Genomic DNA, 15,491 nt, shown 5'->3' with positions numbered 1-15,491 from the left:
CCCCGCAGGGCGCCGAACACAACAAGGCTCCGCTCTCCGACCCCTCGCCACGTTCGGCGCCCGAGGAGACACCCCGGCGCGCGCCCGACCCCGGCCCAACCGGCCCCCACCCCAAGCCCCGCCGGCGTTTGAGGCGCGGGGTCCGGGGCGGAGCCCCGGCGGCGGCGCCGCCCGGGCGGAGCTACGCGCCCTGCTTGAACTCCAGGCTCGCCGCCATCGCGCCGAGCTGTTCGAACGAGGCCGTTCCCGTCACCACCGTGACATGGCCCTGCTCCTGACGGACGAGGGCGTCGTACTTCTCGCCGTCCCACCGCTCCCAGGTCGTGTCGCCGACCTGCTGGGTCTGGCCGGTGGCCGTCGCCTTCTGGGTGACCCGGGCGAGGTACTTCGGCGAGGTGTCCGTGGACTGCTCCACCGCCACGTACTGCTGCTCCGGATCGAGGAAGCCCAGGTGCCAGGCGTTGGAGTTCTTGCGCTCGTACGTCACCGAGGTCGCCCGCCACTGCTCCGGGAGCCCCACGGGGGCCGCCACCGGATACGGGGCCGCGCGCCGGGCCGTGAGCGTTTCCACCCGGTAGTCGACCGCGTGCGTCGGGTCGGCCTCGTCGTCATGGGGGACGAAGAGGTAGATCCCGGCGACGACGATGCCGATCACGCTCAGCGACCGGACCATGTCCCAGACCGTCTGCTTGCCTTTCATACCTGCCACGGCACCATCGTCCCGCATCGCGAGGCGGCGATCACCGCCGGGGTCGCGCGGGCGCGGCGGGCGACGGACGCTGGAGATTCCACCGGGGAACCGCAAGATGTCCGCTCAGGCCAAACGCCTGACCGATATTCCGCTCATACGTGACCCGCCCTGCTCAATATGTCGACGTACCGATAGAGTTCCAGCACCCTCACTTCCCGGCCGTCGCCGTACAGAAAGGTGCGCTCCGATGACCGAGCACAACCTGCCGCCCCAGCTCGAAGTCTCTCCGGAGGCCCCCGACCGCAACCTCGCCCTGGAACTCGTCCGGGTCACCGAGGCCGCCGCCATGGCCGCGGGCCGGTGGGTCGGGCGCGGCGACAAGCTCGGCGCCGACGGCGCCGCGGTCAACGCGATGCGGACCCTGATCTCCACCGTCTCGATGAACGGCGTCGTCGTCATCGGCGAGGGCGAGAAGGACGAAGCCCCGATGCTCTTCAACGGCGAGCGCGTCGGTGACGGCACCGGTGCCGAGGTCGACATCGCCGTGGACCCGATCGACGGCACCACCCTGAACGCCAAGGGCATGCCGAACGCCATCGCGGTGCTCGCGGCCGCCGACCGCGGCACCATGTTCGACCCGTCCGCGGTCTTCTACATGGAGAAGCTCGTCACCGGTCCCGAGGCCGCCGACTTCGTCGACATCAACGCCCCCGTCTCGGTCAACATCCGCCGCGTCGCCAAGGCCAAGAACATGGCCGTGGAGGACGTCACCGTCATCATCCTGGACCGCCCCCGCCACGAGGGCATCGTCAAGGAGATCCGCGAGACCGGCGCCCGGATCAAGTTCATCTCGGACGGCGACGTCGCGGGTTCGGTCATGGCGGTGCGCGAGGGTACCGGCGTGGACCTGCTCCTGGGCATCGGCGGCACCCCCGAGGGCATCATCTCGGCCTGCGCCATAAAGTGCCTCGGCGGCACGATCCAGGGCAAGCTGTGGCCGAAGGACGAGGCCGAGCGCCAGAAGGCCATCGACGCGGGCCACGACCTGGACCGGGTCCTGCACACCAACGACCTGGTGTCCGGCGACAACGTCTTCTTCGTCGCCACCGGCATCACCGACGGCGAGCTGCTGCGCGGTGTCCACTACCGCTCGGAGACCGCGACGACGTCCTCGCTGGTCATGCGCTCGAAGTCGGGCACGATCCGGCAGATCGACTCCACGCACCGCCTGTCGAAGCTGCGCGCGTACAGCGCGATCGACTTCGACCGCGCGCAGTAGGACGGCAGCGCGCGTCCACAGCGAGAGGGGCGGTCACCGTGTGCGGCGGTGACCGCCCCTCTCGCCGTGCCCGAGCGGCTCGTACGGGGCCGCGCGCGTACGGGGCTGCGCGCGTACGGGGCCGCTAGCCCGCGGCCGCGACGGGCCCGGCTGCCGGGGCCTGGCGCAGCTCGGCCGACCTGCGGCGCATGCGGGCCAGGACGACGCGGCGCTCGGCGGCGGTGAGGCCGCCCCAGACCCCGTACGGCTCGGGCTGGAGGAGTGCGTGCTCCCGGCAGGCGACCATGACCGGGCAGCGGGCGCAGACGCGCTTGGCGGCCTCCTCGCGGGAGAGCCGGGCGGCCGTGGGTTCCTTGGAGGGCGCGAAGAACAGCCCCGCCTCGTCCCGGCGGCACACCGCCTCCGCGTGCCATGGGCCGTCCTCAGCCCTCGCCGGCACCCGCGGGTTCGGCACGGCGGCAACCTTCAGGGACTGATGCGGCGGATGCGGCACGGTCTACTCCTGACGACGGGTACGCGAGCGAGAGACGATGCACCTGTCCCTACCCGCTGCACGCGCCCCTATGCCCGGGTGCCACCGGGCGCCGGGGGTTCGTCCGAAACGCGACCCTCCGCCGTGAGCGGCTTTCAGCCGTCCAGGTGCTTGCGCAGTTTGCGGGCCAGATCGACGAGGCGGGCGCCCCGTTTGGGCCGCGCCTCGATGTTGCCGAGCAGGGCGAAGCCCCGGACGATCACCACCGGCGCCTGCGGGTCGCTCTCCCCGCGGCCCTCGCCGCGCACCTCGAAGTTGCCGAGGACCCCGCTGCCGTAGCCGCGCAGGGTGACGTTCTCCGGGACCACGACCTCGACGTTGCCGAGGACGCACGTCACGTTGATCTCGGTGACCTGCTGCTCGAAGACGGCCTCGGTGAGGTCGAGGGTGACGTCGCCCATGACCGAGACCGCGCGGGTGTGCGCGCCCGGCCGCCAGCGGCCCTTGCGGGCGGAGCTGCTGCACACGGCGACGATCGTCTCGGCGGGCCCGGCGGCGCCGGCCGGCGGCGTGGGGCCGATCTGCGCGAACGGGGCATGGGCGCCGCCGGGTGCGGGCAGATCCCGTACGAGAGCCTCCAGCTCGCCGACCGTCTTGAGGGCGTACAGCGAGTCCAGGCGCTCGGAGTGCTCGTCGGAGGTCAGCCGGCCTTCGGCGACGGCATCGCCGAGGATCTGCGCGATCCGGTCCCGGTCGGCGTCGGAGGCGCGCAGCTCGGCGGGAGAGGCTGCGGCTGCGGGGGCGGCGGGGTGCTTTTCCAGGTCCACGGAGCCAGCATAGCGAGACACGATAGATCGCGATACTGCCGAATGAGCCTTACCTCACAGACACGTCCCCGGCGGGAGGTCCTACGCTGGAGGACTGCGCTGCCAATTGGTCGTCAGCGCTGTCTGCCGAGTGAGGAATGGCCCCAATGCCGGAGTTCGCGTACACCGACCTGCTGCCCCTGGGCGAGGACACCACCCCGTACCGGCTGGTGACCGCCGAGGGCGTGTCCACCTTCGAGGCGGACGGCCGTACGTTCCTCAAGGTCGAGCCCGAGGCGCTGCGCAAGCTCGCCGAAGAGGCCATCCACGACATCCAGCACTTCCTGCGCCCCGCGCACCTCGCGCAGCTGCGCCGGATCATCGACGACCCCGAGGCCTCCTCGAACGACAAGTTCGTGGCCCTGGACCTGCTGAAGAACGCGAACATCGCCGCGGCCGGCGTCCTGCCGATGTGCCAGGACACGGGCACGGCGATCGTGATGGGCAAGCGCGGCCAGAACGTGCTGACCGAAGGCGGCGACGAGGCGGCGCTGTCGCGCGGCATCTACGACGCGTACACCCGCCTGAACCTGCGCTACTCGCAGATGGCCCCCCTCACCATGTGGGAGGAGAAGAACACCGGCTCGAACCTGCCCGCGCAGATCGAGCTGTACGCGACCGACGGCGGCGCGTACAAGTTCCTCTTCATGGCCAAGGGCGGCGGCTCGGCCAACAAGTCCTTCCTCTACCAGGAGACCAAGGCGGTCCTGAACGAGGCCTCCATGATGAAGTTCCTGGAGGAGAAGATCCGCTCGCTCGGTACGGCGGCTTGCCCGCCCTACCACCTGGCGATCGTGGTCGGCGGCACCTCCGCCGAGCACGCGCTGAAGACCGCGAAGTACGCCTCCGCGCACTACCTGGACGAGCTGCCGACCGAGGGCTCCGCCACGGGTCACGGCTTCCGTGACCTCGGCCTGGAGGAGAAGGTCTTCGAGCTCACCCAGAAGATCGGCATCGGCGCCCAGTTCGGCGGCAAGTACTTCTGCCACGACGTCCGCGTGGTCCGCCTCCCGCGCCACGGCGCCTCGCTGCCCGTCGCGATCGCCGTGTCCTGCTCGGCCGACCGCCAGGCGACCGCGAAGATCACCGCCGAGGGCGTCTTCCTGGAGCAGCTGGAGACGGACCCGGCGCGCTTCCTGCCGGACACGACCGACGCGCACCTGGCCGAGTCCGCGGACGTGGTCTCCATCGACCTGAACCAGCCGATGGACGACATCCTGGCGACGCTGACCAGGCACCCGGTGAAGACCCGACTGTCCCTGACGGGCCCGCTGGTCGTGGCGCGCGACATCGCGCACGCCAAGATCAAGGAGCTGCTGGACTCGGGCGCGCCGATGCCGCAGTACCTGAAGGACCACCCGGTCTACTACGCCGGCCCCGCGAAGACCCCCGAGGGCTACGCCTCCGGCTCCTTCGGCCCGACCACGGCCGGTCGCATGGACTCCTACGTGGAGCAGTTCCAGGCGGCGGGCGGCTCCAAGGTCATGCTGGCCAAGGGCAACCGCTCCCAGCAGGTGACGGACGCGTGCGGTGCGCACGGCGGCTTCTACCTGGGCTCGATCGGCGGCCCGGCGGCGCGGCTGGCCCAGGACTGCATCAAGAAGGTCGAGGTCCTGGAGTACGAGGAGCTCGGCATGGAGGCGGTCTGGAAGATCGAGGTGGAGGACTTCCCGGCCTTCATCGTGGTCGACGACAAGGGCAACGACTTCTTCCAGAACCCGGCTCCGGAGCCGACGTTCACCCACATCCCGGTGCGCGGACCGGGTCTGTAGCGCGACGGACCGAGGGCCTCTCCCCCGTTCGGGGGAGAGGCCCTCGGTCATGTCCGCCCATCGGCAGATGGCAGGCCGGCGGGCTCCCGGCGAGGCTGTTCCCGTACCCAAACAGCCCTTGGAACACGGGAGTTCGCCATGAAGAACCGCAAGCGCGCCCTCATCCTCGCCGGAACCGCCGCCGCACTCGTGGCCACCCTGGTCGCGGCGGGCCCCGCCCCCGCCGCCCCCGCCGCGCAGGCCGCGCAGGCCGCGCCGAAGCTCGCCTCCGTGCACGGGGGCGGCGCGATCTTCTACCCCTACTCCGCCAAGGACGACATCCGCTTCACGGTCGACGCCGAGTCGACCCCGTGGACCAGGCCGTTCCCGGCCCCGGGAGGCGAGCGGGGCCTGCCGACGGACGCCCGGGGCCGGGTGACCATCTCCCACCACTACACGGAGACCGGCTTCACCGCCACGGCCGAGGCGGAGGTGGACTGCCTGGTCACGGGCGGCAAGACCGCCACCCTCACCGCCGTGGTCAAGACCTCGAACGTCGGCTGGGACGGCAAGCGGATCGGCATCAGCGTCCAGGACGGCCGGGGCGGCGAGCCGGACCGCGTCGGATTCTCCTGGGGCGTCGCCAACGTCGACGTGAAGCCGGACGGCACGGTCGCCGAGGGCACGGTGGGCACCTGCATGGCCCCGGCCCCCTTCACGGAGGTCACCAAGGGCGGCTACAAGGTCACTCCCGCCCCCCTGTCCCCGCAACCGAAGCCGTAGTCACGGCGTCGGACCCGCCCTTTCCGGAAGGGCGGGGCATCCGGGTTAACGTCGGGGACACAGCTCCGCGCCTGCGCGTTCACCCTGGTTTGCAAGGATTTCCGTATGACTGCGACGACTGCGACGCCCTCCCTCCGCACCGACCGCGCCGTCCGCGTGGTCGCTCATCGCGGGGCCTCCCACGAGCACCCCGAGCACACTCTCGCCGCGTACCGGCAGGCCGTCGCCGACGGGGCCGACGCGCTGGAGTGCGATGTGCGGCTCACCGCGGATCAGCGGCTGGTGTGCGTGCACGACCGGCGCGTCGAGCGGACCTCCGACGGGCGCGGGGTCGTCTCCGGGATGACGTACGAGGAGCTGTGCGCCCTCGACTTCGGCGGGTGGAAGGGCGAGGAGCACCGCGGGGCCCGGGTGCTGCTCTTCGAGGACCTGCTCCGGGAGGCGCTGGCCGCGCCGCGGCCCGTCGGGCTGGCCGTCGAGACCAAGCACCCGACCCGCGCCGGCGGCCGGCTGGAGGCCGAGCTGGTGCGGATGCTCCGGGAGTACGGGCTGGCCGACGGGTCCGCCGGGCTGGTGGAGGTGATGAGCTTCTCCCGCAACGCGCTGACCCGGATGCACCGGCTCGCGCCCGGCCTGCCCGCGGTCTACCTGATCGAGCGGCGGCTGCGCCCGGTGCGGCCCCCGTACGCGACGCACGCGGGCCCGGGCATCGACCTCGTACGCCGGGATCCGGGTCTGGTGGCCCGGCTGAAGGCCAAGGGGCTGTCGGTGCGGGTGTGGACCGTGGACGAGCCCGAGGACGTGGAGCTGTGCCTGCGGCTCGGTGTGGACACGCTGATCACCAACCGGCCGCGCGAGGTGCGCGCGCAGCTGGACGCGATCTAGCGCGGCGGCCCGGCTCCGGGTGGCGGAGCCGGGCCGGATCCCCCCGTCCCGCTCAGCTCGGGTTGGGGTGGTAGTTCCAGGACGCGTTGTTGTTGTACGTCACGGAGAGGTTCCGCTTCGACTGGGCGGTGACCACGTCGTAGGGGCCCTTGTACCAGCTGTTGTAGTGGACCCGGACGGCCTGGGTGGCGTAACGGCTGTCCGCCGAGGCCGCGTTGTTCTTGACCTGCTGACCCGCCCCGTTGCCGGTGCCCGGGCTGAACACGCCGGCGAAGTCCCAGGACGGCATGCCGTCGATGTGGTTCATCGTGGCGACGGCGCCGGCCTGGTAGGAGTTGTAGTAGACGCAGGCGAGGCCCGGGTAACAGCGCTGCGTGGGCGCCGCCTCCGCCGCGGACGGCAGTGCCATGACCAGGGCTCCGGAGGCTGCGACCGCCGCGACGGCGGCACGCATGGATTTCATGGAAGTGATCCCCCTTGGATGGTGGGTGTGCCCGGCTCCGGGTGGCGGAGCCGGGCCGGGTCGGCGCAGGTCCCGGCGCGCGGCCTCCTACTGGACGTTGGCCAGGGCGGTCTGCTTCGCCTTCTTGATCGGGCCCATCTCGTTCGCCTTGGCGTCGATCAGCTTCTGCTGGATCTGCGCCTCGGCCGAGTGCCAGACGTCGACCAGCTTCGTCTTGTTCTTGCAGGCCACGTCCGCACTGGCGACGGCGGTCTCCTCGGCGGAGACCGTCGGCACGGCGAACTTCGGGTCGTCGTTGGCCTGCATCGGGTCCTTGTAGGAGTACCCCTTGCCCTTCATGCAGGCGGACCAGGACGCGAAGACCTTGGTGACGCGGGGGTCCTTGAGGGACTCCTTGTAGGACTGGCCGTTGATGTCCTGGGCGAGGTCCGCGTAGAGCTTCTCGCTGCCCCCGGTCAGGGACCGCGCGGACTCGGCGATGCAACCGCCCGGCGGGACGTCCTTGCCCTGGACCTGGCTCGGCGCCGCCTGCTTGGCCTTGGCGGTGTCGCCGACCTCCTTGGTGGTGCCGGTCATCGCGAGCCACTCCGCGTCGCTCAGCACGGGCTCGACCGCCCCGGACGGGGCCGGGCCGTCGGCCGCGGCCGCGGACGCGCCGCCCGCCTTGGCCGTGCGCGGGGAGGCCGCGAACTCCGGCTTGTAGCCGGATCGGGCCGCCTGGGCGGCGTCCACGGTGCCGTAGCGCAGGTCGGTGAAGGTCTCGCGCGGGTCGGCCGGGGCCTGCTCGGGCGCCTGGAAGGAGGCGAAGCCGAGGCCCTGCATGCACTTCTGCTGGAGCCGTCCGCCGGCCTGGTTCAGCTTCGCGAACTCGGCCGGAGTCGGCAGGTACTGCTCGATGGGCAGGGTGCGGACCTTGGCGGAACCGGCGATCGCCGTCGCGTCGGCACCAGCGGTGGCGCCGGCGTCCGTACCGGCGGAGGCGGCGTAGCCCGCCATCACGGCTCCGGAAGCCACGGCCACCGCGAGGAGGGAAATACGGGTGCGCTTCTTGTTCATTTCGCTCATCATTCCCATGGTTCTCAGACGCCGTTCGGGTGGTAGTTCCAGGACGCGTTGTTGTTGTACGTCGCGCTGAGATTCCGCCTCGTCTGGGGCTCGACCACGTCGTAGGGGCCCTTGTACCAGCTGTTGAAATGAACGCGAACCGCCTGGTGCGTGTAGCGGCTGTCCGCGGAGGCGGCATTGTTCTTGAGCAGCTCCGTATCCCCGTTTCCGGTGCCGCGGTTGAACGTCCCCGAGAACAAGTACGCCGGATAGTTCTCGATGTGGTACATCTGCGCCAGAGCGCCCGCCTGGTTCGAGTTGTAGTACAGGCAGGCCATGTCCGGGTAGCACCGGGCGGTGGGCGCCGCCTGGGCTGCGGACGGCAGCGCGAGAACCAGCGCTCCGGATGCCGCGAGCGCCGCGACGGCGGCACGCATGGACTTCGTCTTCATGAAAGCAATCCCCCTTGAATGGCACTCCTCGGGGACGGCCGGACCCCCGAAAGCGCGACAACCACAGGATCGTATGCAGGGAATGCGGGATGGGGCATCCGATAAGTTACCGGCGAGTCCATTTTCGGCCATGACTAAAGTCGCGCATAAGCCGACGCTAAAGCCGCACATAAATACACCCGGCCGGGGTGCGCCGGCCGGGTGTGGGGGGTCGGAGAGTACGGGGCGGTCGTGCGGTTCCGTTTACCCGGGGGGTTACACGAAACGCTGGTTCGCGGATCCGTTGCAGGTCTGCAGGCGCAGCGGCTCGTGCGCGGCGGCCACCGTGAGGCACATGCCCGGGGCGGCGGCGGGGCGGAGGGTGGCGCCGTCACGGACGAACTGCTGGTTCGCGCCGCCGTGGCAGTTCCAGATGATCAGGCCGGTGCCGGAGCCGTAGTGGGCGCCGGGGGTGTCGAGGCAGCGGTCCTGGGTCAGTTCGGTGTGGACGGACTTGCGGGCGGCGTCGTACCACCAGCCCTGGTTGCGTCCGCCGTGGCAGTCCCAGCCCACGATCTTCGTCTCGTTGGCGCTGGAGCCACCGAAGGAGTCGAGGCAGTTTCCGGTCGCCTCGTTCTTCAGGGGCTTGAACTTGTCGTCCCAGGCCCCGGCCTGCAGGACGGGCGTCCCGGTGCTCGCCGGGTCGGCGCAGGAGGCCTCGCGCAGGCCCGAGCCGTAGAGCTGGGTCAGGCAGGACGCGAAGGCTCCGTGGCCCCGGTAGTTGGGGTGGAAGGACTGGCGGGCGGTGTTCTCGTCCCACGGGAAGTGGTCCCCGAGGTCCAGGTAGAGCCCGCGGGCCCAGGCGTCCTCCATGCACACCTCGTGCCCGTGGAAGAGCCGCGAGTTGTCCAGGTAGGTGGCACCGGAGGCGAGGGCCGCCGCGCGCATGCCCTTCTCGAAGGTGGGCACCGCGTAGTTGCGGCCCCAGGTGGCGTCGGAGTCGTAGCCGGCGCAGCCGCCGGGCAGCTTGCCGGGGAAGCTCGGGTTGTCGTGGAAGTCGGGCCCGATGGGGCTGGGGTAGCCCATCACGACGAGCTTGTAGTCGGAGTCGGCGTAACCGGCGTCGCGCATGACCGTCTTGAGGTCCGCGACCGTGCTCTCCACCTTGGGCCTGAGGCCGTCGACGCGCGCCTGCCAGCCGGGCGCGTACTTGGGCTCGCAGGTGCCCTGGCTGAGCACCCAGCGGGTCACGCAGTCGGTCATGACCGGGCCGAACTGCAGGTCGTCGTTGGCCCCGGCGACCAGCAGGACCATCTTTATCTTCGTGTTGCGGGCCTTGATGGCCAGGCTGTCGCTCTGCACCAGTTCGTCGGCGTACTGCTTGCTGCCGCCGATCCGGATGTTGCCGGTGTAGCCGCCGGAGCAGGCGACGTTGAAGGTGAGGTCGGCCGGGATGCCGGTGCGGTGGATCGCCGAGTCGGGCGAGCGGTGACACTGGTTGTTCGGCGTGTTGGTCGCGGGGTCGTAGTTGCCCACGCCCTCGCCGGAGATCTCGCTGTCGCCCAGTGAGATCAGGCCGGTCTTACGCTCGTTCAGCGGGCGGATGGCGGCGTCGCCGTAGATCCTGGTGGCCTCCGCGGCGCGGATGGCCTCCAGCTCGGGCGAGAGGGGGGTGACGGCCCCGGCGGCGGTCGCCGCCTGCGCCATGGGGGTGACGGCGGTGACGCCCCCCAGGGCGGCCGCGATCGCCGCGACGGCGGCGAAGGTAGATCTGAGCATGGGTCTCGTACGTGCACGTGCCATGAACGCCTCCCCGGTTGTCGGTGTTACCCCCGGTATTTACTGGCCGGTAGGGGAGTTGGGAACACTTCGAACAAGACAATTGCTCAAGTTTTTGAGGAGGCCAGGAAAATGACCGAAGATCAGCAGGCCGATGCGTTCCGGATCGAGCACGACTCCATGGGCGACGTACGGGTGCCCCGGCACGCCAAGTGGCGTGCGCAGACCCAGCGCGCGGTGGAGAACTTCCCCGTCTCCGGGCAGCGGCTGGAACGCGCCCACATCGAGGCGCTCGCGCGCATCAAGGCCGCCGCCGCCGCGGTGAACGCGAAGCTCGGCATGGTGGACCAGGACCTCGCCGACGCGATCCGGTCCGCCGCCGCCGAGGTCGCGGACGGCCGCTGGGACGACCACTTCCCCGTGGACGTCTTCCAGACCGGCTCCGGGACCTCGTCCAACATGAACACCAACGAGGTGATCGCCACCCTCGCCACCGAGCGCCTCGGCCGGGAGGTGCACCCCAACGACCACGTCAACGCCTCGCAGAGCTCCAACGACGTGTTCCCGTCGTCCATCCACATCGCCGCCACCGCCGCCGTCACCGGGGAGCTGATCCCCGCCCTGGAGCACCTCGCCGCCGCGCTGGAGCGCAAGGCGGCCGGGTTCGCGCAGGTGGTCAAGGCCGGGCGGACCCACCTGATGGACGCCACCCCGGTCACCCTGGGCCAGGAGTTCGGCGGGTACGCGGCCCAGATCCGCTACGGCGTCGAGCGGCTGCGCGCCTGCCTCCCCCGCCTCGCCGAGCTGCCGCTCGGCGGCACCGCCGTGGGCACCGGCATCAACACCCCGCCCGGGTTCTCCGCCGCCGTGATCGCCGAGGTGGCCGCGGCCACCGGGCTGCCGCTGACCGAGGCCCGCGACCACTTCGAGGCCCAGGGGGCGCGGGACGCGCTGGTGGAGACCTCCGGGATGCTCCGTACGGTCGCCGTCTCCCTCACCAAGATCTGCAACGACCTGCGCTGGATGGCCTCCGGGCCGCGCACCGGATTGGCCGAAATCAACCTGCCCGATCTCCAGCCGGGCTCCTCGATCATGCCCGGGAAGGTCAATCCGGTGGTCCCGGAGGCCGTCCTCATGGTCGCCGCACAGGTCATGGGGAACGACGCCACCGTCGCGGTGGCGGGCGCGGCCGGCAACTTCGAGCTCAACGTGATGCTCCCGGTGATGGCCAGGAACCTCCTCGAGTCGATCCGGCTGCTCGGCGGCGCGAGCCGCCTGCTGGCCGACCGCACGGTCGACGGGATCACCGCCAACGAGGCGCGGGCCAGGGAATACGCCGAGTCCTCGCCCTCCGTGGTGACCCCGCTCAACCGCTACATCGGCTACGAGGAGGCCGCCAGGGTGGCCAAGAGGTCCCTCGCCGAGCGGAAGACGATCCGGGAGGTCGTCCTGGAGTCCGGCTACGTGGAGCGCGGCGCCCTCACCCTGGAGCAGCTCGACGAGGCCCTGGACGTGCTGCGCATGACGCATCCGTGAGACGCCGGATCCGGCCTCCGGACGGGGGCCGGATCCGGTCGATTCCGGTCCGTCAACCCCCCAGTGACCTGCACCGCAGCGGGGGCTCGGGCCTCCGCCCTAAGATCTGCGCATGACAGGTACCTTCAAGCCCGGGAGCGGTTCGGCGCAGGAAGCGCCGCAGGGTCCCGCGCGGGGCACGCGCTGGGCGCCCGGGGAACAGATCCTCTGGCGCTACCGCGACCACGCCCCGGGCCTGAAGGGTTCGGTGCACATCTGCCGCCCGGTGACGGTGGTTCAGGACACCGACGAGCTGCTGGCCGTCTGGATGGCCCCGGGCACCGAGTGCGTCAAGCCGGTGCTGGCCGACGGCACCCCCGTCCACGAGGAACCGCTCGCCACCCGCTACACCGCCCCGCGGACGACCGTACGGTCGCGCTGGTTCGGCGGCGGGGTGCTGAAGCTGGCCCGGCCCGGGGATCCGTGGTCGGTATGGCTGTTCTGGGGACACGGCTGGCGGTTCAAGAACTGGTACGTGAACCTGGAGGAGCCGCGGTCGCGGTGGGCCGCAGGGGTGGATTCCGTGGACCACTTCCTCGATATCGCCGTCTACCCGGACCGCAGCTGGAAGTGGCTGGACGAGGACGAGTTCGCCCAGGCGCAGCGGTCCGGCCTGATGGACCGGGAACAGGCGCTGCGGGTCCGGCACGCCGGGCGCGCGGCGGTCGGGGTGATCAAGGAATGGGGGGCTCCGTTCTCCGACGGCTGGCAGGACTGGCGGCCGGATCCCGCCTGGGGGATTCCGGCCCTTCCGGAGGACTGGGACCGCACCCCGGCGCATATGACCTCATGAGACCCTTGATGCGCCCCCGGGGTTCAAACGTAGGATCGTGCTCCGCGAGGTCGCGCGCGCGGGCCGGTGCGTCCGGGCCGCGCATCCACAAGTGTCGTACCGCACGCGGAAGCTGACGGGAGGTCGGCGCGGGGCGAGAGGCAAAGAGGAACCTCGGGGCGATGGTGCCCGGGCCGCTGAGCGGGTATACCGCGACTGACCGAGTTGAGTGCAGCGCACATCGAGCGCAAACGGACGGAATTCCACGCGTGACGGAGTACCCCACCTCCCAGGAGGGCCCGCAGCCCGTCGCCTCCGGCGGAGGAACGGACGAGGCCGGCCACGGCAAGGCGCCCATCGCCGCCGCCGAGGCCGTACGCACGCATGCGCCGGGCGCCGGCGCCGGCCATGCCGCGGAGCCGGGCAGCGGCGCGGCCGCGGCGGCTTCCGACGCGCGCTCGGCCCGCTCCGCGGCGGGCGGGGCGGCAGGACTCCCCCGGCCCCGGCGCAAGGCTTCCGCGCCGGGCGAGTCCGGTGGCCCCACGGCCTCGGACCCGGTCCCGGGCCAGGACGGCGTCCGGCTGCGGGACGGCGCGGCCGCCCGCAACGCCGCGGGCGCCGCCGCCGGGCTCGGCGACCCCTCCGAGCCGCCCCGCCCGCGCGGTGACGGCCTCGACCCCGCCGCCGCGGGCGGCGAGAGCGCCCGGCAGCCGGCCTCACCGGGAGCGGTGGCCGCACCCGGTGGGGACGGGACCTCCGGGCAGAACAGCGGGTACCGCACCGGAGGCGAGCGCCACGGCGGCGGGACCGGCATACCGGGCGCAGGCACCGGAGAGGCCACCGCCGCGCGCCGCGAAGGGGACCGGCTGCGTTTCGTGGGCGCCGCCACCCGGCGGATCGCCCGCGGCATCGACCTCGACGAGATCGTGCTCGGCCTGTGCCGGGCGACCGTGCCCACCTTCTCGGACGCCATCCTCGTCTACCTGCGCGATCCGCTGCCCGTCGGCGACGAGCGGCCCGTCGGCCCGGTCGTTTTAAGGCTCCGGCGCACCGACCGGCTCCGGCCGATCGACGATCTCACCGACATCGGCAGCACCATCGGCGCGGGGATGGACCTCGCCGGGGCCGCGGGGGCCACCGGCGAGCTCGACTTCAGCCAGCTGCCGCTGGTCGGCCCGCAGGGTGACCTGCCCGCGGCCGAGCTGTGCGAGATCCGGCCCGGCGGCGCGCTCGCCGAGGTGCTGCGCGGCGTACGGCCCGTCTTCGGGTCCTCCGCCGCCGCCCGGGCCGCGCTGCCCGAGCTGCTCGGCGTGGACCATCCGCTGCCGCGCGGCAACCGGGCCGTCCTCGCGCCGCTGCGCGGCCGCCGCCGGGTGATCGGCGCCGCCGTCTTCCTGCGCAGCCCGGAGCGTCCCGCCTTCGAGCAGAACGACCTCCTGGTCGCCGCCCAACTGGCCACCCACACCGCGCTCGGCATCGACAAGGCCGTCCTGTACGGCCGTGAGGCGTACATCGCCGACGAGCTGCAGCGCACCATGCTGCCCGACAGCCTCCCGCAGCCCACCGGCGTGCGGCTGGCCTCCCGTTACCTGCCCGCCGCCGAGACGGCGCGGGTCGGCGGCGACTGGTACGACGCCATACCGCTGCCCGGCAGCCGGGTCGCGCTCGTCGTCGGCGACGTCATGGGCCACTCCATGACCTCCGCCGCGATCATGGGCCAGCTCCGCACGACGGCGCAGACCCTCGCGCAGCTGGACCTGCCGCCCGCCGAGGTCCTGCACCACCTGGACGAGCAGGCGCAGCGCCTGGGCTCCGACCGCATGGCCACCTGCCTGTACGCGGTCTACGACCCGGTCGCGCACCGGATCACCATCGCCAACGCCGGCCACCCGCCGCCGGTGCTGCTGCACCTGGGCGGCCGCGCCGAGGTGCTGCGCGTACCGCCCGGCGCGCCCATCGGCGTCGGCGGCGTGGACTTCGAGGCCGTGGAGCTGGACGCGCCCGCCGGGGCCACCCTGCTGCTCTACACGGACGGTCTGGTGGAGTCGCGCCTGCGGGACGTGTGGACCGGCATCGAGCAGCTGCGCGAGCGGCTCGCCACCACCGCGCAGCTGACCGGCCTGGACCACCCGCCGCCGCTGGAGGCCCTGTGCGACGACGTGCTGGACATGCTCGGCCCGGGTGACCGGGACGACGACATCGCGCTGCTCGCGGCCCGGTTCGACGGGATCGCGCCCAGTGACGTCGCGTACTGGTTCCTGGACCCGGAGGAGACCGCTCCGGGCCGGGCCCGGCGGTTCGCCCGCCGCGCCCTGACCCGTTGGGGCCTGGAGGAGCTGAGCGACTCGCTGGAGCTGCTGGTGAGCGAGGTGGTCACCAATGCCGTCCGGTACGCCGAGCGGCCCGTGACCCTGCGCCTGCTGCGTACGGACGTCCTGCGCTGCGAGGTCGGCGACGACTCCCCGCAGCTGCCCCGCCAGCGCCGGGCGCGGGACACCGACGAGGGCGGCCGCGGCCTGTTCCTGGTCAACCGGATGGCCCGCCGCTGGGGTGCGACCCGCCTGAGCAGCGGCAAGGTGGTCTGGTTCGAGCTCCCGTTGCCGGGGGCGAACGACCGCCACTGACCGGGTCGGCGAACCGGCCGCATCCTCACCCGACGAAAAACCGCCGCCCCGCAGCCTGAAGGCTGCGGGGCGGCGG

At 71.9% G+C, this 15,491-nt stretch carries 14 protein-coding genes; 7 read left to right on the top strand and 7 right to left on the bottom strand.

Annotation, left to right across the window (positions count from 1 at the left end):
- Positions 1 to 181 precede the first annotated feature (181 nt).
- Positions 182 to 700: a DUF4245 domain-containing protein gene (locus ACZ4VT_RS27080; protein WP_467953420.1), complete on the bottom strand. Its 519-nt coding sequence runs from the start codon at positions 698 to 700 to the stop codon at positions 182 to 184.
- A gap of 238 nt (positions 701 to 938) precedes the next feature.
- Here ACZ4VT_RS27080 and glpX point away from each other — a divergent pair, with 238 nt between their 5' ends.
- Positions 939 to 1,970 carry a class II fructose-bisphosphatase gene (glpX, locus tag ACZ4VT_RS27075; protein ID WP_030159594.1) on the top strand — a complete coding sequence of 344 codons (1,032 nt, stop codon included), beginning with the start codon at positions 939 to 941 and terminating at the stop codon, positions 1,968 to 1,970.
- Between the two features lie 124 nt (positions 1,971 to 2,094).
- Here the strand turns inward: glpX and ACZ4VT_RS27070 are convergent, their stop codons facing one another.
- Together ACZ4VT_RS27070 and ACZ4VT_RS27065 are read right to left on the bottom strand one after the other, a co-directional pair.
- The gene (locus ACZ4VT_RS27070; RefSeq protein ID WP_351299153.1) at positions 2,095 to 2,463 is read right to left on the bottom strand and encodes a WhiB family transcriptional regulator; all 369 of its coding nucleotides are present in this window, start codon (positions 2,461 to 2,463) and stop codon (positions 2,095 to 2,097) included.
- A gap of 134 nt (positions 2,464 to 2,597) precedes the next feature.
- A complete protein-coding gene (locus ACZ4VT_RS27065; RefSeq protein ID WP_467953416.1) occupies positions 2,598 to 3,269 on the bottom strand; it encodes a DUF1707 SHOCT-like domain-containing protein in 672 nt (223 codons plus the stop codon).
- 146 nt (positions 3,270 to 3,415) lie between these two features.
- Between ACZ4VT_RS27065 and ACZ4VT_RS27060 the strand changes: the two genes are divergently transcribed.
- From ACZ4VT_RS27060 to ACZ4VT_RS27050, 3 genes are all read left to right on the top strand, one after another.
- On the top strand, positions 3,416 to 5,080 hold the full coding sequence (locus ACZ4VT_RS27060; RefSeq protein ID WP_467953414.1) for a fumarate hydratase: 1,665 nt from the start codon (positions 3,416 to 3,418) through the stop codon (positions 5,078 to 5,080).
- 138 nt (positions 5,081 to 5,218) lie between these two features.
- A complete protein-coding gene (locus ACZ4VT_RS27055; protein WP_467953413.1) occupies positions 5,219 to 5,842 on the top strand; it encodes a hypothetical protein in 624 nt (207 codons plus the stop codon).
- A 105-nt stretch (positions 5,843 to 5,947) separates the two neighbouring features.
- Positions 5,948 to 6,727, top strand: coding sequence for a glycerophosphodiester phosphodiesterase (locus tag ACZ4VT_RS27050; RefSeq protein ID WP_467953412.1), 780 nt, complete (start codon positions 5,948 to 5,950; stop codon positions 6,725 to 6,727).
- Between the two features lie 52 nt (positions 6,728 to 6,779).
- On the opposite strand, the gene ACZ4VT_RS27045 is transcribed toward ACZ4VT_RS27050, so the two are convergent.
- The 4 genes from ACZ4VT_RS27045 to ACZ4VT_RS27030 form a co-directional block, all read right to left on the bottom strand.
- Positions 6,780 to 7,190, bottom strand: coding sequence for a peptidase inhibitor family I36 protein (locus ACZ4VT_RS27045; protein ID WP_467953410.1), 411 nt, complete (start codon positions 7,188 to 7,190; stop codon positions 6,780 to 6,782).
- Between the two features lie 87 nt (positions 7,191 to 7,277).
- Positions 7,278 to 8,255: a hypothetical protein gene (locus ACZ4VT_RS27040; protein WP_467953408.1), complete on the bottom strand. Its 978-nt coding sequence runs from the start codon at positions 8,253 to 8,255 to the stop codon at positions 7,278 to 7,280.
- Positions 8,256 to 8,269: 14 nt separating this feature from the next.
- Positions 8,270 to 8,686, bottom strand: coding sequence for a hypothetical protein (locus tag ACZ4VT_RS27035; RefSeq protein WP_467953406.1), 417 nt, complete (start codon positions 8,684 to 8,686; stop codon positions 8,270 to 8,272).
- 255 nt (positions 8,687 to 8,941) lie between these two features.
- Positions 8,942 to 10,468, bottom strand: coding sequence for a ricin-type beta-trefoil lectin domain protein (locus ACZ4VT_RS27030; RefSeq protein ID WP_467953404.1), 1,527 nt, complete (start codon positions 10,466 to 10,468; stop codon positions 8,942 to 8,944).
- Between the two features lie 108 nt (positions 10,469 to 10,576).
- Here ACZ4VT_RS27030 and ACZ4VT_RS27025 point away from each other — a divergent pair, with 108 nt between their 5' ends.
- The 3 genes from ACZ4VT_RS27025 to ACZ4VT_RS27015 all read left to right on the top strand — a co-directional run bounded on the left by ACZ4VT_RS27025 (position 10,577) and on the right by ACZ4VT_RS27015 (position 15,415).
- A complete protein-coding gene (locus tag ACZ4VT_RS27025; RefSeq protein WP_467953402.1) occupies positions 10,577 to 11,980 on the top strand; it encodes a class II fumarate hydratase in 1,404 nt (467 codons plus the stop codon).
- Between the two features lie 112 nt (positions 11,981 to 12,092).
- Positions 12,093 to 12,812, top strand: a complete 720-nt coding sequence (fomD, locus tag ACZ4VT_RS27020; protein ID WP_467953400.1) for a cytidylyl-2-hydroxypropylphosphonate hydrolase — start codon at positions 12,093 to 12,095, stop codon at positions 12,810 to 12,812.
- Between the two features lie 248 nt (positions 12,813 to 13,060).
- The gene (locus ACZ4VT_RS27015) at positions 13,061 to 15,415 is read left to right on the top strand and encodes a SpoIIE family protein phosphatase (RefSeq protein WP_467953398.1); all 2,355 of its coding nucleotides are present in this window, start codon (positions 13,061 to 13,063) and stop codon (positions 15,413 to 15,415) included.
- The last annotated feature ends 76 nt before the right edge of the window (positions 15,416 to 15,491 follow it).

This window comes from Streptomyces sp. NPDC029164, assembly GCF_055563995.1.
The sequence above is the reverse complement of the archived record's forward strand: the minus strand, read 5'-3'. Positions and strand labels throughout refer to the sequence as shown.